The sequence below is a fragment of the Planomonospora sp. ID82291 genome, from assembly GCF_015711645.1.
GTDB lineage: Bacteria > Actinomycetota > Actinomycetes > Streptosporangiales > Streptosporangiaceae > Planomonospora.
In genome coordinates this window covers 395,864-415,413 of record NZ_JABTEX010000001.1, presented here as the reverse complement: position 1 = coordinate 415,413, position 19,550 = coordinate 395,864, and the positions used below count along the sequence as shown (strand labels likewise).

The window sequence follows — 19,550 nt, the reverse complement described above, 5'->3', positions numbered from 1 at the left end:
ATTCGGTGGCGACGTCGACTCGGTGGCGACGTCCACTCCGTGGCGACGTCCACTCCGTGACACGGTCGTGGGGCCGGACGTCCCTTCTGGGTAAACTGGGCGGTATGCCGACCGCCGCTCCGAACCCCGAGGACGTCGTGCGCTCGCGTCCCGGCGTCCGCGTGCGGCACGCGGGCCTCGCGCCCGTGCAGAACTTCCTCTTCGGGCACACGCCCTTCTCCGTCGTCTACGACTGTCGCTGACCGGTCCCGCCGGAAATCCCCCCAGCCCCACCGGTGTTCTCATCCGGTGGGCGTTCCCATGACGACACGAGGAGACTGATTCACGATGGCCATCGAGGTCCGCATCCCCACCATCCTGCGCACGTACACCGACGGCGCCAAGGCCGTGGACGCCAAGGGCGCCACCCTCGAGGAGCTGATCGGCGACCTGGAGTCCCGGCATCCGGGCCTGCAGGCCCGCCTGGTCGACCAGGGCGCGCTGCGCCGCTTCGTCAACGTCTACCTGAACGACGAGGACGTCCGCTTCCTCGGCGGCCTGGAGACGCCGGTGGCCGATGGCGACACCGTCACCGTCCTGCCCGCCGTGGCCGGCGGCTCCCGCTGACCCGCGCCGTGCCGCCGGGACCGCCGTCCGCGGCCCCGGCGGCACGCCCGACGCCTCTCGTCCACCGACACGGAGCGGAAACCCGCACTCATGCGTTTTGACTCGCTGATCGACTCGGTCGGCCGTACCCCCCTGGTCGGGCTGCCCCGCCTGTCGCCGTCGGGGGACGTGCGGATCTGGGCCAAGCTCGAGGACCGCAACCCCACGGGTTCGATCAAGGACCGGCCGGCGCTGTGGATGATCGAGCAGGCCGAGAAGGACGGGCTGCTCACGCCCGGCTGCACGATCCTGGAGCCCACCAGCGGCAACACCGGCATCTCGCTCGCCATGTCCGCCCGGCTCAAGGGCTACAGGCTGATCTGCGTGATGCCGGAGAACACCTCCGAGGAGCGCCGCCAGCTGCTGCGCATGTGGGGAGCGGAGATCATCTCCTCCCCGGCGGCGGGCGGCTCCAACGAGGCGGTCCGGGTCGCCAAGGGACTGGCGGCCGAGAACCCCTCCTGGGTGATGCTCTACCAGTACGGCAACCCCGCCAACTGGCGCTCCCACTACGAGACGACCGGCCCGGAGATCCTCCAGGACCTGCCGTCCGTCACCCACTTCGTCGCCGGCCTGGGCACCACGGGCACGCTCATGGGCGTGGGCCGGTTCCTGCGCGAGCACGTGCCCGGCGTGCGGATCGTCGCCGCCGAGCCGCGCTACGGCGAGCTGGTGTACGGCCTGCGCAACGTGGACGAGGGCTTCATCCCCGAGCTCTACGACCCCGAGGTGCTGACCACCCGCTTCTCCGTCTCCTCCGGCGACGCCCTGCGCCGGACCCGGGAGCTGCTGGCCGCCGAGGGCATCTTCGCCGGGGTCTCGACCGGCGCCGCCCTGCACGCGGCCCTGGGCATGGCCGCCAAGGCGGTCAGAGCCGCCGAGCGCGCGGACATCGTGTTCGTGGTGGCGGACGGCGGCTGGAAGTACCTGTCCACCGGGGCCTACGAGGGCACCCTGGACGCGGCCGAGGAGCGCCTGGAGGGCCAGCTCTGGGCCTGACCGGTTCCGGCGGGCCGTCGAGCGGCCGGACGCGGGGACGGACCCGGAACGCGGGGACGGACCCGGAACGTGGAGAACACCGGAGGACACGGGGAGGGGCGGGCGTCCTGTCCAGGACGCCCGCCCCTCTTGTCGTGCTCTCCGGCCGGCTCGCGGCCCGGCCCGCGGAGGATCAGTTGAACAGGACCCTCAGGGAGAGGTCCGCGTCGCCGCCGGACTGCGTGCCGCTGATGCCGACCGCGCGCAGGACCTTGAGGTTGGCCTGCTCGTCGCCCTGCAGGTTCTGCAGGTAGAGCTTCTCGAGCCTGTCGAGGTCGACGTAGGCGGCGAAGGTCGCGTCGCCGGCGTTCGGGATGGCGAGCTGGAAGCTCTCGCTGTCGGCCAGGGCGCCGTCCTTGGCGAGCTCGGCCGCGTAGTCCTGGGCGCTGGCCAGGACGATGAAGCCGTCACCGGGGACCTTGGCGATCTGCGGGGCGGCGGCGCCGGAGTCGGCGAGGAACCGCTCCAGCTTGCCGACGACCTCCTGGGCCTTGGCCGGGTCGGTGGTGATCCGGGCGCCGACCTTGGGCGTGCTGCCGTCCAGGCCGTTCTCGTCCAGGGCGACGGTGAGGTTCGTGCCGAGCAGCGTCACCACGTCGGCGGGGAGCGCCAGCCCGTACTTCTGCTGGGCCTGGTCGACGAACTGCTGGAAGGACTGGCCGCCGCCGGCCTGGTCGGCCGCCTTCATGAGCTCGGTCCACTGCTTGCCGATCGCGTCGCCGAGACCGGAGACCGAGATCGCGGCGGCGGTGGAGGCGGGGAGCTTGCCGATCTGGGAGGGCTCGGCCTCGCCCATGCCCACGTCCTTGGCGCCGCGGACGATGGCGGCCAGCTCGACGTAGCCGCTGTCGAAGCGGAGCGCGCCGGCCACCCGGGCGTTCTTGAGCTGCGCGAGGGTGGCGGGGTCCTGGGTGGCCAGTTCCGGAGCGAGCTCCGCGATCTTCCCGGCGTTCATCCAGAAGGACATGACACCGGTCTCGCCGAGGTCGCCCTGGTCGGCGGAGAAGTCGGCGTTCTGCGACAGCGGGGCCGCGGCGGCGGCCTGGTCGGCCTGCTCCTGCTTCTCGGCGATCAGCGCGTAGTCCTCGCGGAACGCGATGCCGAACTTGCCCTCGCCGCCGGCCAGCTTGGCGATGCCGGCCTTGGCCTTGTCCTGGTCGGTGACCTGGACGGCGACCACGATGCCGGGCTCCTCGCCGCCCTGGGCGGGGGGCAGGACGGCCACGCCGACGCGCGAGCCGAGCCAGGGCTCGACGTCGGCGGCGTAGTCCAGCGTGCTCAGGCTCTGGTCGTCCTTCTTGATCATGTCGAAGAGGGACTTGCGCGGGTCGTCACCGGTGAAGGAGTCCTTGGTGACGGTGAACTTCTTGGCGATGTCGAACAGCGCGAGCTTCTGGTTGGCGGCCGGGTCGAGGTCGACGCGGGCGTAGCCGAGGGCGTTGCCGGGCAGCACCTCGTACGGCTGGGTGCCGCCGCCGCTGAGCAGGCTGACCGCGGCGTATCCGCCGCCGCCGAGGAGGGCCACGACCAGCGCGGAGATCAGCGCGATCAGCCAGCCCTTGCCGCCCTTGCGGGCCGGCGGGACGGGCTGCTGCCCGGCGCTCAGGAACTCGGGGCCCTGCTGCTGCCAGCCGGGCTGGCCGTACGCCTGCTGCTGGCCGTACGGCTGCTGACCGTAGGCCTGCTGCTGACCGTAGGCCTGCTGGCCGTACGGCTGCTGGGGGGCCGCCTGCTGCGGGTAGGGGGGAGGAGCCTGCTGGTACCCGCCCGGGTTCTGGGGGTATCCGCCGCTCTGCGGGGGCTGGCCGGGCTGACCCTGCTGCGGGTAGGCGCCGCCCGGCTGGGGGTACCCGCCTGGCTGGGGATAGGCCGCGGTGTGGGGCTGATCGTTCTGCTGGGGGCGGTATGCGATGGTCTGGTCCGGATTCTGATTCGGATCAGGGAACTGTCCGGGAGGGGTGTTGGCAGACATGCTCACTCACAAGGTGGACTTCGGGGATATGTAGAAGTTAGTGCATCTTCCTAGCGAACCGCTTGCATTGAACTAACTGCGTCTTTGCTGCATCTAAGGATGAATGGCCGTGCGCAGTGCTTCCGACCGGCGTCGCGGTCCTTCTGCCGGGCATCCGCCGTCGAGGGGCGTGGAAATCGTCCATCCAGACGGCAAGGGAACGGCGGGCCCAAGAACGATCTCCCGGGAGCCGGTCCGATGAAGTCCCGCCGGTCGCCGCGCCGGTCGCCGCCCCGGGCGCCGTGCCGGGTGCTTTCCGGCCGGTCGGACGGGACCGCGGAAGGGGCGGAGGCCCTACGGGATAGTAGAGTGAGCCTACTAGAACAAGGTTCGGGAGGTCGGTCCGGCGCCGGGCCGCCGGACCGGACGTCGGGAACGAGGCGACGCGGGCGGCCCGGCGCCGGCCGCGGACGCCCGAGCCGCCGGGTGAAGCGAGGTAGTGGACACAGATGACGAAGTTCGACGAGGCGACGCAGGCCATCCGGGTGGACGAGACCACCTACGACGTGTGCCTGGACCCCGGGTACTCGATCGGCGGACCCCTCAACGGCGGCTACCTGATGGCGGTGATCCTGCGCGCGGTCGTCGACGCCTCCGCGCACGAGCACCCGGTGACCACCAGCGCCCAGTTCCTGCGCGCCGCCCGCCCCGGCCCCGCCCGGGTACGGCTGGAGCGGATCAAGACCGGCCGCACCGCGGAGATGACCCGCGCCACCCTGGTCCAGGACGGCCAGGCGTTCATCGAGACCCTCGTCACCACCGCCACCCTCACCGCCGGCGCGGTCCCCGACTGGACGGACGGCCCGTCGGCCGCCATGCCGCCCGTCGAGCGGTGCGTCAAGCTGCCCGACCCCCGGCCCGAGTCGAACATGACGCTCAACGCCCAGGTGGACATGGTCTTCGACCCGCCCACCGTCGGCTGGCTCGACGGCACCCCCACCGGCCGGCCGGAGTCGCGCGCCTACTTCCGGATGGCCGAACCGCAGGACCCCGACCCCTTCGTCCTGGCCTTCGCCGTGGACGCCCTCCCCCCGGTGGTCTTCTCCGCCGGGGCCCGGGGCTGGGCGCCGACCGTGGACCTCACCTGGCACCTGCGTGCGCTGCCCGCCCCCGGCTGGCTCACCGTGCTCGGCAGCGGCCGGATGATCGGCGACGGCTGGTTCGACGAGGACGTCGAGGTCTGGGACTCCGCCGGGCGGCTCGTCGCCCAGTCCCGCCAGCTCGCCCGCGTCGGCCGCGGCTGACCGCGGGCCCGCCCCCGCACGGCCCGCACCCGGCGGCGCGGCGCGCGATCGTTGTGAGGATTCTTACCGTGAGCGGTCGTCCCAGGTCGCCTAACCTTGGGAACCGTGTCGCAAGCGAGCATTGGAATCTTCGACAGCGGTGTCGGCGGCCTCACGGTGGCCAGGGCGATCATCGATCAGCTGCCCGGTGAATCGGTCCTCTACGTGGCCGACACCGCGCGGCAGCCGTACGGACCCCTGCCGATCGCCCAGGTCCGGTCCTACGCGCTGGAGGTGATGGACCACCTCGTCGAGCACGAGGTCAAGATGCTGGTGATCGCGTGCAACAGCGCCAGCGCGGCGGTGCTGCGCGACGCCCGCGAACGCTACGACGTGCCCGTCGTGGAGGTGATCCAGCCGGCCACCCGGCGGGCCGTGCGGGCCACCCGCAACGGCAGGGTCGGGGTCATCGCCACCCGCGCCACCATCCAGTCGATGGCCTACCACGACGCGTTCGCCGCCGCTCCCGACGTCCGGCTGACCGGCGTGGCCGCACCCCGGCTGGTGGAGTTCGTGGAGCGCGGCGAGACGATGAGCGAGGAGCTCATCGAGGTCATCCGCGGCTACCTGGCGCCCGTCCTGGACGACGGCTGCGACACGCTCATCCTCGGGTGCACCCACTACCCGCTGCTGACCGGCGCGATCTCCTACGTCGCCGGGGACGGCGTCACGCTGGTGTCCAGCGCCGACGAGACGGCCAAGGACGTCTTCAGGATCCTGCACGACCAGGGCCTGGCCGCCCTCCCCGGCACGCTGCCCCGCCACCGGTTCCGCGCCACCGGAGAGACCGGCCTGTTCGCCAGGCTGGGCCGGCGGTTCCTCGGCCCGGAGATCGAGGCGGTCGAGGCCGCGCCCGTCGGGGAACCCGTCAGCGCACCCGCAGGAACGCCCGTCCGCGACGCCGGCGTCGCGATGACCACGCGGTCGGGGACCCCGGCCTGAACGCCGGATCCCGTGCCGGAGGCAGTCGATGAGACCGATGAAACAGGAGGCCGCGTTGAAACTGACGATCGTCGGATGCTCGGGAAGCTTCCCCGGGCCGGACAGCCCTTCGTCCTGCTACCTGCTGGAGGCGGAGGGCTACCGGATGCTGCTGGACTTCGGCAACGGCGCCCTGGGCGCCCTCCAGCGGCACATCGGCCTGTACGACGTGGACGCGATCTGCCTGTCCCACCTGCACGCCGACCACTGCCTGGACCTGTGCCCCTACCACGTGGTGCGCACCTACTCCCCGGACGGTCCGCAGCCGAGGATCCCGGTCCACGCCCCCGCCGGCGCGCCCGCCCGCCTGGCCGCCGCCTACGGCATGCCCGACGAACCCGGCCTGGAGACCGCCTTCGACTTCACCGCCCTGACCCCCGGCACCTTCGAGGCCGGGCCGTTCGAGGTGACCGCCGCGCGCATGAACCACCCGATCGAGACCTTCGGCTTCCGCGTCTCGTACGGCGGGCGCTCGATCGCCTACTCCGCCGACACCGGCGAGTCCGCCGAGCTGGTCACGCTGGCCGCCGAGGCCGACCTGCTGCTGTGCGAGGCGTCGTTCCCGGACCGGCCCGGCCTCCCCGCCGGCCTGCACCTGTCCGGCCGCCAGGCCGCCGAGCACGCGGCCAAGGCCGGAGCGGGCGCCCTGGTGCTGACCCACCTCGTCCCCTGGTACGACCCCGCGGACATCCTCCGGGACGCCTCCCGCGGCGGCTTCGGCGGGCGGATGGAGCTCGCGCGGAGCGGGGCCGTGTATGACCTAGGGTGATGTCCATGGCTCGTGCAGACGGACGCAATCCCGATCAACTCCGCCCGGTGACCATCACCCGCGGCTGGCTCGCCCACGCAGAGGGCTCGGTGCTCGTCGAGTTCGGCGGCACCAAGGTGCTGTGCGCCGCCTCCGTGCAGGAAGGCGTGCCGCGCTGGCGCAAGGGGAGCGGCCAGGGCTGGGTCACCGCCGAGTACTCCATGCTGCCCCGCGCCACGAACACCCGCAACGACCGCGAGTCGGTGCGCGGCAGGATCGGCGGCCGGACGCACGAGATCTCGCGCCTGATCGGCCGCTCCCTGCGCGCCTGCGTCGACTACAAGATCCTCGGCGAGAACTCCGTCGTGCTCGACTGCGACGTGCTCCAGGCCGACGGCGGCACCCGCACCGCCGCCATCACCGGCGCCTACGTCGCACTGGCCGACGCGGTGCGCTGGATGCGCGAGCGCAAGATGTGCAAGGGCGACCCCCTGGTCGACTCGGTCGCGGCCGTCTCGGTCGGCGTCGTGAAGTCCACCCCGCTGCTCGACCTCTGCTACACCGAGGACGTCGCCGCCGAGACCGACATGAACGTCGTCATGACCGGCGCCGGCGAGTTCGTCGAGGTCCAGGGCACCGCCGAGGGCAGGCCGTTCGACCGGGCCGCGCTCGACCGGCTGCTCGACCTGGGCGTCGCCGGCTGCGCCGAGCTCACCCGCCTGCAGAAGGAGGCACTGGCGTGAGACGGGTCGTCCTGGCGACGCGCAACACCGGGAAGGTCGCCGAACTCCGCCGCATCCTCGCCGACGCCGCGCTGCCGGTCGAGATCGTCGGCCTGGAGGAGTTCCCGCAGATCGGCGACGTCGCCGAGACGGGTCTGACCTTCGCGGAGAACGCCCTGCTCAAGGCCCACGCCGTCGCGCAGCGGTCCGGGCTGCCGGCCGTCGCCGACGACTCCGGCCTGTGCGTGGACGCGCTCAACGGCATGCCCGGCATCTTCTCCGCCCGCTGGTCCGGGACGCACGGCGACGATCGCGCCAACCTGGACCTGCTGCTCGCCCAGGTGTCCGACGTGCCGGACGGCCGCAGGGGAGCGCATTTCGCGTGCGCCGCGGCCCTGGCCCTGCCGACGGGACAGGAGCGGGTGGCCGAGGGCGCGCTGCACGGCTCGATCATCCGCGCCCCCCGCGGGACCGGGGGGTTCGGCTACGACCCGGTCTTCGTGCCGGAGGGCGAGACCCGCACGACCGCCGAGCTGACCCCGCAGGAGAAGGACGCGATCAGCCACCGGGGCAGGGCCTTCCGTGCGCTGGTCCCCATCCTGGCCGAGGCGCTCGTCCCGGAGTGAGGCCTCCGTCCGGGGTCCTCACCCCCGGACGACGCCGTCCGGCCGGGTCGGCCGGGGCCGGACCACCGGGCGTAAGCGGCGGGTAAGAACTCCGGGTCCCCGCCGGGCGTAGCGTCGAGCCATGGAGAGCAACGGGCGCGCGCCCGCATGGGCCGCGGCACTGATCGGGCTGGTCGCGGGCGCGGTGGCGGTCGGGGTGTCCCTGCCGGTCGCCGCGCTGGTCAAGCCCTCGGCCTTCCCCGTCGTCGCGGTCGGCGACGCCGCCGTGGACCTGGCCCCCGCGTGGCTGAAGGAGTGGGCGATCCGCGCCTTCGGCGAGAGCGACAAGACCGTCCTGCTCGCCGGCGTCCTCGTCGTCCTGGCCGCCGGCGCCGCCGTCACGGGAGCCCTGGCGGTCCGTCGCCTCCGGTACGGCCTGGCCTGCCTGGCCGCGTTCGGCGCCGTCGGCCTCCTGGCGGTCCTCACCCGTCCCGGTGCGGGTCCCGGCGACGCCGTCCCCACGCTGCTGGGAGCCGCCGCCGGGATGTCCGCCCTGTCCCGCCTGCTGCGCCGCGCCCTCGTCCCCGCCCCGCCCCGCCCCGACTCTCTCGCCCCGCCCCGCCCTGCGGCCCGTCCCGCGGTCCACGGGGCGGGCGGACCGCGTCCGGAGACCGGGGCGGGTCCGGACACGGTGGAACGGCACGGCACCCCGGGCCCGGCGGTCATGCGCGCGGGGGAGGACCTGCGCTCCTTCGACCGGCGGGGACTGCTGACCGCGGCGCTCGGCGGGGTCGCCGTGGCCGGGATCGGCGGGGCGGCCGGGCGGCTGCTGTCCGGAGGGGCCGAGGTGGACGCGGCCCGGGTCGGGGTGGCGCTCCCGCGCCCCGCGGTCCCCGCCCGCCGGGTCCCCGCCGGAAGCGACCTCAAGATCAGCGGGCTCTCGCCGTTCTTCACCCCCAACCGCGACTTCTACCGGGTGGACACCGCGCTGCTCGTCCCCAAGGTCGACCCGCGCGACTGGACCCTCACGATCACCGGCATGGTCGACCGTCCGGTCGAGCTGACCTTCGCCGACCTGATGGGGCGGCCCCTGGCGGAGGCCGACGTCACGCTCTGCTGCGTCTCCAACGAGGTCGGCGGGCCCTACATCGGCAACGCCCGCTGGCTCGGCGTCCGCCTGGCCGACGTCCTGCGCGAGGCCGGCGTGCAGGCCGGCGCCGACATGCTGCTCAGCACCTCCACCGACGGCTGGACCTGCGGCACCCCTGCCGACGTCGTCCTCGACGGCCGGCAGGCGCTGCTGGCCGTCGCGATGAACGGCGAGACGCTCCCCGTCGACCACGGCTTCCCCGCCCGGCTGGTCGTCCCGGGCCTGTACGGCTACGTCTCCGCGACCAAGTGGGTGACGGAGATCAAGGTCACCCGGTTCGACCGGGACGAGGCCTACTGGACGCCGCGGGGCTGGTCGGCGAAGGGCCCGATCAAGACGCAGTCGCGCATCGACCTCCCCAAGCCGGGTGCGAGCCTCCCTCCGGGCCGCACCGTGGTCGCCGGGGTGGCGTGGGCGCAGCACACAGGGGTGGACGCGGTCGAGGTGCGCGTCGACGGCGGGCCGTGGCGGCGGGCCCGGCTGGCCGAGGCGCCCACGGCCGACACCTGGCGCCAGTGGGTCCTCGACGACTGGGACGCCACGGCGGGCGAGCACACCATCGAGGTGCGGGCCACCGACGCCGCCGGCCGCACGCAGACCGCCGAGCGGGCCCCGGTGGCCCCGGACGGCGCCACCGGCCTGCACGCGGTCACCGTCACGGTCGCCTGAACCCGCCCCGCCCCGCCCTGACCCATCCCACCCGGCCCTGCCCGACCCGGCCCGGCCCACCCGGCCCTGCCGGCCCTGTCCGGCCGGGAGCCGTCGCGGTCCTCCCCGCGGGCGCGGAGCGGTTCCGTGGCGGAAGCCCGCGGCCCGGATCTGGCCAAGTCCCCCGCGCCGCCGCGGCGACCGCCCTACGATCGGGGCTGCGAAACGTGGAGCGAGGGGGGATTCATGTGACGCGATGGTCCGTGCCCGCGGGTGTCTACAACCCGGTCGTGACCGCCGACGGGAAGCGGTGGCGCGACTTCGAGCTGGACGGGGCCGTCTCGGTCGTCGTGGCCGCGCCCCGGGAACCCGAACGCGAACCCTGGAGGCCGCCCCGGCTGGACCGGTGCAGGCCGTACGGCGCGGCGGGCGGGCTGTCGAGACCGGAGCCGCAGGCCCAGGCCGACATCGAGCAGGCCGTCCCGGCCGACGAGCGGGGCGCGCCGCGGCGCTTCCCCGACCCCCGGGGCATGTGGATCCGGCTGATCAACGCCACCGGCCCGGCCGACGACCCGTTCCGCGCCACCAACGCGATGGACTGCGCGATGGCGGTCCTCGCCACCTGGTACGGCGCACCGACCGTCGCCGCCCCCCGGCACGCCGAGTACGACCGGATCGGCAAGCCCGTGCTCACCGGTGAGACCGCGGGACCGGCCCGCGCCGAGCGCTGGCTGGGCCACCGCTTCCAGCTCGTCGGACAGGGCCGCGGCGCCTACGCCCTCATCGCCCAGCGGCTGCTGACCGGGGGACCCGGCTCCGCCGCGCTCCTGGTCACCCGCTGGCCCACCGGCGGCAGCCACGCGTGGAACGCCGTCAACTCCGCAGGAGAGGTGATCTGGATCGACGCCCAACGGGGCCACATGGCGGTCGAACCGCCGTACGACGCGGTGACCGGCGTCTTCTGCGTGGCGATCGACCGCGAAGGACGGCCGCTGTGAACCTCGACCAGGCGCGGGCGGTGGCGGAGGAGTACTTCAACGGCGTCCGCCCCCTCGACGCCGCCCTGGAGGTCAGGCTCCACGCCTTCAAGGAGGGCTACGTCGCCTGGGCCAGGGAGCCCGGCGAGGACGACCCGGCCGCGCTGCCCGAGACCGTCGGCGCCGGATGCATCGTGATCGACACGGCCACCGGCGAGGTCTCCATCCGCCCGCTCCTCAACCCCGAGACCGTGGCCGAGCAGTGGCCGGGGCGCCGTCCCCGCTAGCCTTCCGAGTCGGGAATTCCGTTACCGGGTGCCGCCGAGCCGCCTGGATGGCGGATGCCCGGTCACCGCGTCCCGTCTGCTGAGGACGACCGCCCTAGCCACCGGACGAAGCGCCGCCACCGGACGCCCCGTCATCCGGGGCGGCCTGTCCGCGGGTGACGTAGAGGTTCATGTCGGTGAAGTCGAGGGTGCCGGTCCCATTGTCCGTCATTGGCCACGGACTTCTCCTTTTCATGATCGGCGAGCTGGCGATGACAGCGATGCGCTGTGATCCATGCCTTCATCCAAGACGGAGGACCGTTGCGGCGGCGTATGTGATTTCCGATACGCCCGCGATACACCGAATCCCTGATGCCGAGGAACTGGTGCAAGCCGGCAGTGGGAGGGGCCTGCCGCTGTGATCGCGGCGGTTCGGCCACCGCAGGTGTTCGACTCACCGGAGGAGATCGGGCCGTGTCCGGGGACCGGGGCGCCGCCCCCCATCGGAGGCGCCCCGGTCCCCGGCACGGCCCGCGTCCCGGTCAGCCGCTCGCCAGCGAACCGACGATGGACGCCCGCGCCGCCCTGCGCGCGGGCAGCACCGCGGCGAGCACCCCGGCCAGGCCGGACAGCGCCACGAACGCCAGGATCTGCAGCACCGGCACCTGGAAGGAGACGTCCGTCGTCATCGTCCGGGCCGCCGCCCAGGCGTAGACCACCCCCAGGACGACGCCCACCAGAGCACCGATGAGCCCCAGGATCAACGCCTCCACCGAGAGCATCCGCCGCAACTGGGGTCGGGTCAGCCCCAGCGCCCGCAGCAGCGCCGACTCCCGGGTCCGCTCGTGGACCGAGAGCGACAACGTGTTCGCGATGCCCAGCAGCGAGATGAGGACCGACAACCCCAGCAGACCCGTGATGATCATCAACATCATGTCGAGCGACTCGTCGAACTCGCTCCGGACCTCCGTCGAGCTGGCGACCTTCGCCGTCGGGTACGGATCCGCCGCCGCGTCCACGGCCGCCCGAGCCCGGTCGAAAGCGACCCCGTCCCGGGCATTGACCATGATCGACGAATCGCCGACCTGCCCGAAGTAGCGGTCGAACTCCGCCTCCGGCACCGTCACCCCCGACAGGCTCGCCCGCTGCGGATCGAACAGCGCCACGACCGTGAGCTCCACCGTGCCGGCCTCGGCCGTCTTCACCGGCACCCGGTCCCCGACCCTGACCCCCAGGTCCTCCGCCACGTAGTTCGCCACGACCGCCGTACCCGGCCTGAGCAGGTCGATCGACCCCGACTCCAGACTCGGCCGGAAGTCCCGCGACGCGGTGAAGGTCCCCACCTCGTACTCCGCGCCCTTCCCCCCGACCTCGGCGACCGCCCCGCGCAGCGCGACCACCGACGTCAGCTCCGGCCGGGACCGCAGATCCTCCGCCAGCGCTCGCGACAGCTCCGACCCCCGGTCCTGCGGCTGGACCATGTAGTCGACCGGGAACTGCTCGTCCAGCTTCGCCGAGTACGTCACCCGCAGCGTGCCCGTCAGCACCGCGATCAGCGTCATCAGCGTCACCCCCACCGTCAGCGCCACCGTGGTGGTCGCCGACCGCTTCGGATTGCGGCGCGAGTTGTCCGTGGCCAGCCTGCCCGGCACCCCGAACAGCCTCCTCGGGACCCAGCCCACGAACGCCGAGAGCGGCCTGACCAGCACCGGCCCCAGGATCAGCAGCGCGAAGAAGACCAACGAGCCACCGGCCATCATCACCACCAGCGCCGCCTGGCCCACCGGCATGCTCAACGCCGCCACCGTGGCGCCCGCACCCGCCAGCAGGAACACCGCGGCCGCCGCCACCCGCACCGCCCCGGTCCGGAAGACCCGCTCCTCGACCTGCGTGCGCAGCGCCGCGATCGGCGCCACCCGCGTCGCCGACCGCGCCGGCAGCAGCGCCGCCCCCACCGTCACCGCGAGCCCGATGACCAGACCCAGCGCGATCGTGCGCGGCGCCAGCGACGGCGTCACCGCCGGCAGCGGCACGTCCAGCGACGACAACACCGCCAGCGCCCCGGCGCCCAGTCCGTAACCGAGCAGCAGACCCAGCCCCGAGGAGAGCAGGCCCACCACGGCCGACTCCAGCACGATCGAACCGAACACCTGCCCCCGGGTCGCGCCGATGCAGCGCAGCAGCGCCATCTCCCGCGTCCGCTGGGCCACCAGGATGGTGAAGGTGTTGTAGATCACCAACGCGGCCACGAACATCGCCACCAGGCCGAACATCAGCAGGCCCATCGTGATCACGTCGTCGTCGGCGCCGTTGGCCCGCGCCATGTCCGCGGCGTAGGCCTCACCGGTCTTGACCGTGACACCGCTCCCGAGCGCCGCCGCGACCGAGGCCCGCAACTCCTCCTGGCCCACCCCCTCGGCGGCCAGCGCGTCGATCTCGTGGAAACCCTCCACCCCGGTCATCGACCGGGCCGTCTCGGTGGTGAAACCGACCGCGCCGGTGTAGACCAGGTTCTGGTCCAGACTGAGATCGATCAGGCCGACGAGCCTGAACTCGTGCCGGACCTCCTCGGCGTCCAGCACCGCGATGGTGTCGCCCACCCTGAAGCCGTGCCGCTCGGCGGTGCCCTCGTCCAGCACCGCCTCCCCGCCGTTCCGCGGCGCCGCACCACTGGCGATCACCGTACGGTTCAACCGGCCCTCGGGGATCGAGACGCCGCTCGTCGGCCGGTCCCCGGCGGCCTTCCCGTCCTTGCCGAGCAGCGCCGCCGTGCCGCGTACCAGCCCCTGGGCGTCGGCGAGGCCGTCCACCCCCCGCACCTTATCCAGCACGGCGGCGGACAGGGACGGCTCCTTCCCGCCCCGCTCCCCGGCCTTCGGGAACACCGCGACGTCGATCCTGTCGCCCGCCGCCGCGAACTTCTGCGTGAACCCCGCCTGGATGGTGTCGGTGAGCACGAACGTGCCCGCGATGAAACCCACCCCCAGCGCGATCGCCAGAGACGTGAGCAGCAACCGCAGCTTGTGCGCCCGCAACCCGGCCAGCGTCGTCCTGAGCACCGTCACGCCTCCAGCTTCATCAGCGTGTCCAGCACCGCCTGCGGCGTCGGCCGCTCCAGCTCGCTGACCAGCCCGCCGTCCCGCAGGAAGACCACCCGGTCGGCGTACGACGCCGCGACCGGATCATGCGTGACCATCACGATCGTCTGCCCCAGCTCCCGCACCGACGACCGCAGGAACGACAGCACCTCGGCGCCGCTGCGCGAATCCAGGTTCCCGGTCGGCTCGTCGGCGAAGATGACCTGCGGCTTGCTGATCAGCGCCCGGGCCACCGCCACCCGCTGCTGCTGACCGCCCGACAACTCGGTCGGCTTGTGCCCCAGCCGATCACGCAGCCCCACCGTCTCCACCACCCGGTCGAACAGCACCCGGTCCGCCTGCCGACCGGCGATCTCCAGCGGGAGCAGGATGTTCTGCTCGGCCGTCAGCGTCGGCAGCAGATTGAACGCCTGGAAGATGAACCCGATCCGCTCCCGCCGCAACAGCGTCAGCTGCTTGTCGCCCAGCCCGGTCAGCTCCACGTCCCCGATGCGGACCCGCCCGCCGCTGACCGTGTCCAACCCCGCCAGGCAGTGCATCAGCGTGGACTTGCCGGACCCCGAAGGACCCATGATCGCGGTGAAGGCGCCCGTCGCGAAGGAGACGTCCACTCCGCGCAGAGCGTGCACGGCCGTGTCCCCCTGCCCGTACACCTTGGTCAGGCCCTCGGCCACCACGGCCGGTGCCCCGCTCTCCCGCGCGCTCCACGCGCCGACCTCTCCGGTGACGGTCACGTCGACCCCTCCTCGGCATAGATGCGTTATGACGGGCAGAACGCTATTGCCGGGAAAGCCGGGATCCATCGGACGAGCGGCCGGACTTCCCCTCCACCCGGGAGATCCCGGAACGGCGCCCGTGCGACTCCCGGGGGAGGACCCCCTCGACCATTCGGCCGATGAATCACGCCGCCGGACTACCCCGCCGAATGCGGAACGACCAGCCCCGCCTCGTAGGCGAACACCACCACCTGCGACCGGTCCCGCAACCCCAGCTTCGCCAGCACCCGCCCCAGATGCGTCTTCACCGTCGCCTCCGCCAGCTTCAACCGCCCCGCGATCTCCGCGTTCGACAGCCCCCGCGCCACCAGCACCAGCACCTCGCGCTCCCGCGCCGTCAGCCCCGACACCGCCGCCGGCTCCGCCCCGCCCGGTGACGGGAGATGCACCGCGAACCGCTCCAGCAGCCGCCGCGTCGCACTCGGCGCCACCACCGCGTCCCCGCCGTGCACCGCGCGGATCGCACTGACCAGGTCCATCGGCGGCACATCCTTCAGCATGAACCCCGACGCCCCCGCCTTCAACGCCGCGAACACGTACTCGTCCAGGTCGAACGTGGTCAGGATCAGCACCCGCGGACCATCCTCCGCCGCACGGATCGACCGGGTCGCCTCCACCCCGTCCATCACCGGCATCCGCACGTCCATCAGCACCACGTCCACCTCGACCCCGCGCAGCACCTCCACCGCGGCCCGCCCGTCGGCCGCCTCCGCCACCACCTCGATGTCCGGCTGCGCCCCCAGCACCATCCGGAACCCCGTCCGCAGCAGCTCCTGGTCGTCGACCAGCATCACCCGGATCACGCCGCCCGGCTCCCGCCCACCTCGCCGAACGGCAGCCGCACCACCACCTGGAACCCGCCTCCCGGCCTCGGCCCGGCCTCCACGCTCCCGCCGAACATCGCCACCCGCTCCCGCATCCCCACCAGTCCGTGACCGCCCGGCCGTTCCGGCGCCACGACGCCCCGGCCGTCATCGGCCACCCGGACCACCAGCTCCCGCACGCCGTACTCCATCGCCACCTCGGCCCCGCTCACCGGACCGCCGTGCTTGAGCGTATTGGTCAACGCCTCCTGGACGATCCGGTACACCGTTAGCTGCCCGCCCTCCGGAAGTTCCCGCACCGCCCCCGAGACCCGGACCTCCACCGGCAACCCCGACGACCGCACCTGCTCCACCAGCTCGTCCAGTTGCGACAGGCCCGGCTGCGGAGTGTAATCCCCCCGGTCCTCCCCGTCCTCCGCCCCCGTGTCCGCCCGCAGCACCCCCACCATCCGGCGCATCTCCGCCAGCGCCCGCCGCCCCGTCGCGGAGATCGCCTGCACCGCCTGCCGCGCCTGCTCCGGATCGCCGTCGATCGCGTACCCCGCGCCGTCCGCCTGGACGATCATCACGCTCACGTTGTGCGCCACCACGTCGTGCAGCTCCCGCGCGATCCGCGCCCGCTCCGCCGCGGCCGCCAGCCGCGCCCGCTGGTCACGCTCCCGCTCGGCCCGTTCGGCCCGCTCCTCCAGGCTCTCCAGATAGCGGCGCCGCGTGTTGGCGTAGATCCCCGCGATCCAGACCGCCACCACGAACACCGACGTGCTCGCCCACGTCTTCGGATCGGGCCGCTCCGTGATCCGCCCGTACGAGAGCGCCAGTCCCAGCTCCGCCACCAGCCCCGCCGCCACCGCCCAGCGCAACGGACGGTACGACGCCACCGCGTACATCGCGATCAGCACCGCCAGGTTGACCGGCAGCGGCTCCACGCCGGCCGTCCACTGCACGAAACTGGCCAGCGCGACGACCGCGAACACGCCCACCGGCCACCGCCGCCGCCAGAACAGCGGCACCACCAGCACCCCGGCCAGCACCCCGTGCACCACCAGCGGAGGGCCACCCGGGATGAAAGCCGGATCCGTCACCAGGGCCGCGAAGTTGGACGCGCAGAACAGCAGGAACGGCGCCAGCCACAAGGCGTCCGCGACCCTCGGATGGCGCTCGCTCCAGGCGTGAAGTCTGCCGAACATGACACCACCCTATGTATTCCCAGCTCAGCGCCCTTCCCCCGAAAGGGGGAGACCCGTCTACGACTCAGGTCGCACCCCTGCCGCCGCCCGCGCGGTCCCTTACATCCCACTTACGCCTTTTGCGGCACCATGGTTTCCGGGAGCACCCCCTCGGGGGTGAGTAAAGGGAGAGATTGCCTGTGACGGCGGATCGCAACAACCCCGGGTCGCGCGGCGACGAGAACACGCCGCGCGGCCCGGAGGTCCGGGACGGAGACACCCGGAACCTCCCGGCGCAGGACGACGCGCCCTCCGGCGCGTACGGCGCGCCCGCCGCCTACGGGCCCTACGGCCCCGGCGGCACCGGCTGGAACGCGCCCGGCTGGACCGCCCCCACCGCCGAACGGCCCCGGCCCGGCCGCTACGCCAAGCTCGCCCGCGCCACCCGCGGCAAGCCCTTCCAGGTCGCCGCCGCGGCCGTCATCGGCGCCGTCCTCGGCGGCGGAGCCGTCGCCGTCGTCGACACCGTCGGCGACCGCCACCGCGCCGGACACGCCTTCAGCCGCGTGGACGACCACGGCACCCGGCCCGGCGAGGGCTCCGGCCGCCTGCTCGAAAGACGGGAAGCCGAAGGGTACGGAGCCGGCGAACCCGGGAACGGCGAAACGCGCATCTTTCGGGGCGGAAGCGACGAGTGGAACCCCGGCGACGGCTTCCGGACGCCCGACCAGTGCGAGTCCACCCAGGAGGGCTTCCGCTGCACCGCCCCCACCCCGACGCCCTTCACGCCCTGACCTGCGGTCAACCCGGGAACACCCCGACCGATGAACCGGTAATACGAGCCGTCCCGCGTTGCGACGTTCCTCGGAACGGTCACGATTGGTCGGCGACGGCGACTCATGGGCTGCGAGTCATTAATTAATTCGCCTCGGCTGGCTTCCCTGCATAGATATGCAGACCGAGGCGAAGATTGCATTATTCTCATCGGCTTTGAATTGGCGGAGCTATTCTTCCTGTGTAGGGTCGGCGGGATTCGAACCCGCACTGGCACGGACCTAAACCGTGTGTCTCTGCCTTTGGACTACGACCCCTTGCCTTTCCCTGCAAAATTTTCCGTCTGTGAATGACAGTTGGGGCAGAGAAAGCGCAGATTTTCTTTCCGGTTGTCCAGCCAGTCGCCGCTGATGTGATCAACGTGCAGAGTCAGTGGCTGACCCCGCCAGACGGCCCCGATCTTACATCCCGCGCAGCGATGTGGCACCCCGATGGTGATCAGGCTTCGCCTGAGCTGCCTGGGATTGGGTCGAGGGCTTCCTTCGGGAAGGATGACGAGGATCTGATCAGGGTGGCGACGCCGGGGAGAGGCCTGCCCTCGACTGTGGGCCTGGCCGAGGAAGTGGGAGGTGTCGATCCCGAAGTGCTTCAGGCGGCGGCTGATGTGGGCATGGGAGCCGCCCGTCCATTTGACGCCCAGGTGGCGGAGGACGTCGGCGATGCTGACGGAGTTGGCTGCGGCCTCGGCCAGCATTTCGGGGGTGTACTTGTACTTGGTAGCCATGCCCCAAGTATAGGTAATGAGCCGACAATTCTTGGGGCATGGGCAAATCGCACTAAATGACAATTAATGCTATTCAGTCGAGGCCGAGTTCGCGGCGGAGGCGGGCCACGTGGCCGGTGGCCTTCACGTTGTAGAGGGCCTTCTCCACCTTCCCGTCGGCGTCGATGACGAAGGTGGAGCGGATGACGCCCACGGTGGTCCTGCCGTACATCGTCTTCTCGCCGTGGGCGCCGTAGGCCTTGTGCACGTCCAGTCCGGGGTCGGACAGCAGGGGGAAGGTCAGGGCGTCGTGCTCGGCGAACTTCGCGAGCTTGGCGGGGGTGTCCTTGGAGACGCCGAGTACGGCGAAGCCCGCGGCGGCCAGGGAGTCGAGGCTGTCGCGGAAGTCGCAGGCCTGCTTGGTGCAGCCGGGGGTCATGGCGGCGGGGTAGAAGTACAGGATGACGCGCCCGCCGCGGTGGGCGGCCAGGGAGACGGTGGTGCCGTCGGCGGCCGGGAGGGCGAACTCCGGGGCGGCGTCGCCTGGTTCGAGTTTCGTCACGTTTCCTCCGAGGAATGGTTCTCCCTGGTCAACTTACCGGCCTGCCCGAAGTGTCAGGGGAGCGCCGGACCTGAGAGACTGATCGTCGTCGAGGGCGACGAGAGGAGAGCCATGGCGGAGACCGATCCGGCTGAGCTGGAGCGGCGGATCGAGCGCACGCGGGCGGAGTTGGCCGAGACGGTCGACGCCATCGCCGACCGGGTGCGTCCGAAGAACGTCGCGCGGCGGACGGTGGCCAAGGTGGAGGCGAACGCGAAGCGGTTCGTCGCGTCCGTCGGGGACAGGATCGGTGACGCGGTGGGGGTCCCGCCGCGTCCGGTCACGCCGGCGGGCGAGCCCGGGGACGATCTGTGGGCGGAGGAGCCGCCGGGTCTGGCGCCGGTGCTGATCGGCGTGGGGGCGGTCCTGGTGGTCGGGGCGGCGGTCCTGCTGGTGCGGCGGCGCCGCCGGAGGTGACGCGGCCGGCCGGGGGCACGGGGGCCGTGGCCCCCGCCCCGGTGGTCCGGGGCGCGG

At 72.5% G+C, this 19,550-nt stretch carries 20 protein-coding genes and 1 tRNA gene; 13 read left to right on the top strand and 8 right to left on the bottom strand.

Annotated elements, in window-relative coordinates; all coding sequences use genetic code 11:
• The first annotated feature begins 104 nt into the window (after positions 1 to 104).
• The 3 genes from HS045_RS01895 to HS045_RS01885 all read left to right on the top strand — a co-directional run bounded on the left by HS045_RS01895 (position 105) and on the right by HS045_RS01885 (position 1,644).
• A complete protein-coding gene (locus HS045_RS01895) occupies positions 105 to 242 on the top strand; it encodes a hypothetical protein (RefSeq protein WP_196449437.1) in 138 nt (45 codons plus the stop codon).
• Between the two features lie 85 nt (positions 243 to 327).
• On the top strand, positions 328 to 606 hold the full coding sequence (locus HS045_RS01890) for a MoaD/ThiS family protein (RefSeq protein WP_068894917.1): 279 nt from the start codon (positions 328 to 330) through the stop codon (positions 604 to 606).
• Between the two features lie 90 nt (positions 607 to 696).
• Complete coding sequence (locus HS045_RS01885) at positions 697 to 1,644, top strand: PLP-dependent cysteine synthase family protein (RefSeq protein WP_196449436.1); 948 nt, start codon at positions 697 to 699, stop codon at positions 1,642 to 1,644.
• Positions 1,645 to 1,816: 172 nt separating this feature from the next.
• On the opposite strand, the gene HS045_RS01880 is transcribed toward HS045_RS01885, so the two are convergent.
• Complete coding sequence (locus tag HS045_RS01880) at positions 1,817 to 3,655, bottom strand: DUF3352 domain-containing protein (RefSeq protein WP_196449435.1); 1,839 nt, start codon at positions 3,653 to 3,655, stop codon at positions 1,817 to 1,819.
• Positions 3,656 to 4,143: 488 nt separating this feature from the next.
• Between HS045_RS01880 and HS045_RS01875 the strand changes: the two genes are divergently transcribed.
• The 8 genes from HS045_RS01875 to HS045_RS01840 all read left to right on the top strand — a co-directional run bounded on the left by HS045_RS01875 (position 4,144) and on the right by HS045_RS01840 (position 11,095).
• Positions 4,144 to 4,938: a thioesterase family protein gene (locus tag HS045_RS01875; RefSeq protein ID WP_196449434.1), complete on the top strand. Its 795-nt coding sequence runs from the start codon at positions 4,144 to 4,146 to the stop codon at positions 4,936 to 4,938.
• A 105-nt stretch (positions 4,939 to 5,043) separates the two neighbouring features.
• The gene (murI, locus tag HS045_RS01870; RefSeq protein ID WP_196449433.1) at positions 5,044 to 5,919 is read left to right on the top strand and encodes a glutamate racemase; all 876 of its coding nucleotides are present in this window, start codon (positions 5,044 to 5,046) and stop codon (positions 5,917 to 5,919) included.
• A 55-nt stretch (positions 5,920 to 5,974) separates the two neighbouring features.
• Positions 5,975 to 6,727, top strand: coding sequence for an MBL fold metallo-hydrolase (locus tag HS045_RS01865; RefSeq protein WP_196451000.1), 753 nt, complete (start codon positions 5,975 to 5,977; stop codon positions 6,725 to 6,727).
• Positions 6,728 to 6,732: 5 nt separating this feature from the next.
• Positions 6,733 to 7,449 (top strand): ribonuclease PH, encoded by a 717-nt coding sequence (gene rph / locus HS045_RS01860; RefSeq protein WP_196449432.1) that lies wholly within the window; start codon positions 6,733 to 6,735, stop codon positions 7,447 to 7,449.
• The gene (gene rdgB, locus HS045_RS01855; protein ID WP_196449431.1) at positions 7,446 to 8,054 is read left to right on the top strand and encodes an RdgB/HAM1 family non-canonical purine NTP pyrophosphatase; all 609 of its coding nucleotides are present in this window, start codon (positions 7,446 to 7,448) and stop codon (positions 8,052 to 8,054) included. Before rph ends, rdgB begins: the two co-directional genes overlap by 4 nt.
• 121 nt (positions 8,055 to 8,175) lie before the next feature.
• Positions 8,176 to 9,852, top strand: coding sequence for a molybdopterin-dependent oxidoreductase (locus tag HS045_RS01850; protein WP_196449430.1), 1,677 nt, complete (start codon positions 8,176 to 8,178; stop codon positions 9,850 to 9,852).
• A 227-nt stretch (positions 9,853 to 10,079) separates the two neighbouring features.
• Positions 10,080 to 10,829, top strand: a complete 750-nt coding sequence (locus tag HS045_RS35990; protein WP_307827348.1) for a toxin glutamine deamidase domain-containing protein — start codon at positions 10,080 to 10,082, stop codon at positions 10,827 to 10,829.
• Positions 10,826 to 11,095, top strand: coding sequence for a hypothetical protein (locus HS045_RS01840; RefSeq protein WP_196449429.1), 270 nt, complete (start codon positions 10,826 to 10,828; stop codon positions 11,093 to 11,095). Before HS045_RS35990 ends, HS045_RS01840 begins: the two co-directional genes overlap by 4 nt.
• A gap of 521 nt (positions 11,096 to 11,616) precedes the next feature.
• Here the strand turns inward: HS045_RS01840 and HS045_RS01835 are convergent.
• The 4 genes from HS045_RS01835 to HS045_RS01820 form a co-directional block, all read right to left on the bottom strand.
• Positions 11,617 to 14,139 (bottom strand): FtsX-like permease family protein, encoded by a 2,523-nt coding sequence (locus HS045_RS01835; RefSeq protein WP_307827347.1) that lies wholly within the window; start codon positions 14,137 to 14,139, stop codon positions 11,617 to 11,619.
• Positions 14,136 to 14,906: an ABC transporter ATP-binding protein gene (locus HS045_RS01830; protein WP_068894945.1), complete on the bottom strand. Its 771-nt coding sequence runs from the start codon at positions 14,904 to 14,906 to the stop codon at positions 14,136 to 14,138. Before HS045_RS01830 ends, HS045_RS01835 begins: the two co-directional genes overlap by 4 nt.
• Positions 14,907 to 15,085: 179 nt before the next feature.
• Positions 15,086 to 15,751, bottom strand: a complete 666-nt coding sequence (locus HS045_RS01825; RefSeq protein WP_307827346.1) for a response regulator transcription factor — start codon at positions 15,749 to 15,751, stop codon at positions 15,086 to 15,088.
• Positions 15,748 to 16,959 carry a sensor histidine kinase gene (locus tag HS045_RS01820; RefSeq protein WP_196449428.1) on the bottom strand — a complete coding sequence of 404 codons (1,212 nt, stop codon included), beginning with the start codon at positions 16,957 to 16,959 and terminating at the stop codon, positions 15,748 to 15,750. The genes HS045_RS01825 and HS045_RS01820 overlap by 4 nt, the downstream gene beginning before the upstream one ends.
• Positions 16,960 to 17,138: 179 nt before the next feature.
• Between HS045_RS01820 and HS045_RS01815 the strand changes: the two genes are divergently transcribed.
• Positions 17,139 to 17,732 carry a hypothetical protein gene (locus HS045_RS01815; RefSeq protein WP_196449427.1) on the top strand — a complete coding sequence of 198 codons (594 nt, stop codon included), beginning with the start codon at positions 17,139 to 17,141 and terminating at the stop codon, positions 17,730 to 17,732.
• A gap of 224 nt (positions 17,733 to 17,956) precedes the next feature.
• Here HS045_RS01815 and HS045_RS01810 read toward each other — a convergent pair.
• The 3 genes from HS045_RS01810 to bcp all read right to left on the bottom strand — a co-directional run bounded on the left by HS045_RS01810 (position 17,957) and on the right by bcp (position 19,037).
• A tRNA-Leu gene (locus tag HS045_RS01810) sits at positions 17,957 to 18,029 on the bottom strand.
• Positions 18,020 to 18,496 (bottom strand): HNH endonuclease signature motif containing protein, encoded by a 477-nt coding sequence (locus HS045_RS01805; RefSeq protein WP_196449426.1) that lies wholly within the window; start codon positions 18,494 to 18,496, stop codon positions 18,020 to 18,022. Before HS045_RS01805 ends, HS045_RS01810 begins: the two co-directional genes overlap by 10 nt.
• Before the next feature lie 73 nt (positions 18,497 to 18,569).
• Positions 18,570 to 19,037 carry a thioredoxin-dependent thiol peroxidase gene (bcp, locus tag HS045_RS01800; protein WP_196449425.1) on the bottom strand — a complete coding sequence of 156 codons (468 nt, stop codon included), beginning with the start codon at positions 19,035 to 19,037 and terminating at the stop codon, positions 18,570 to 18,572.
• 111 nt (positions 19,038 to 19,148) lie between these two features.
• Between bcp and HS045_RS01795 the strand changes: the two genes are divergently transcribed.
• Positions 19,149 to 19,493, top strand: a complete 345-nt coding sequence (locus tag HS045_RS01795; protein WP_196449424.1) for a DUF3618 domain-containing protein — start codon at positions 19,149 to 19,151, stop codon at positions 19,491 to 19,493.
• The last annotated feature ends 57 nt before the right edge of the window (positions 19,494 to 19,550 follow it).

Bases quoted from the DNA above. Each gene is read 5' to 3' on its own strand.
- HS045_RS01895 (WP_196449437.1), top strand. From the start codon at position 105: ATGCCGACCGCCGCTCCGAACCCCGAGGACGTCGTGCGCTCGCGTCCC.
- HS045_RS01890 (WP_068894917.1), top strand. From the start codon at position 328: ATGGCCATCGAGGTCCGCATCCCCACCATCCTGCGCACGTACACCGAC.
- HS045_RS01885 (WP_196449436.1), top strand. From the start codon at position 697: ATGCGTTTTGACTCGCTGATCGACTCGGTCGGCCGTACCCCCCTGGTC.
- HS045_RS01880 (WP_196449435.1), bottom strand. From the start codon at position 3,655: ATGTCTGCCAACACCCCTCCCGGACAGTTCCCTGATCCGAATCAGAAT.
- HS045_RS01875 (WP_196449434.1), top strand. From the start codon at position 4,144: ATGACGAAGTTCGACGAGGCGACGCAGGCCATCCGGGTGGACGAGACC.
- rph (WP_196449432.1), top strand. From the start codon at position 6,733: ATGGCTCGTGCAGACGGACGCAATCCCGATCAACTCCGCCCGGTGACC.
- HS045_RS01850 (WP_196449430.1), top strand. From the start codon at position 8,176: ATGGAGAGCAACGGGCGCGCGCCCGCATGGGCCGCGGCACTGATCGGG.
- HS045_RS01820 (WP_196449428.1), bottom strand. From the start codon at position 16,959: ATGTTCGGCAGACTTCACGCCTGGAGCGAGCGCCATCCGAGGGTCGCG.
- HS045_RS01805 (WP_196449426.1), bottom strand. From the start codon at position 18,496: ATGGCTACCAAGTACAAGTACACCCCCGAAATGCTGGCCGAGGCCGCA.
- HS045_RS01795 (WP_196449424.1), top strand. From the start codon at position 19,149: ATGGCGGAGACCGATCCGGCTGAGCTGGAGCGGCGGATCGAGCGCACG.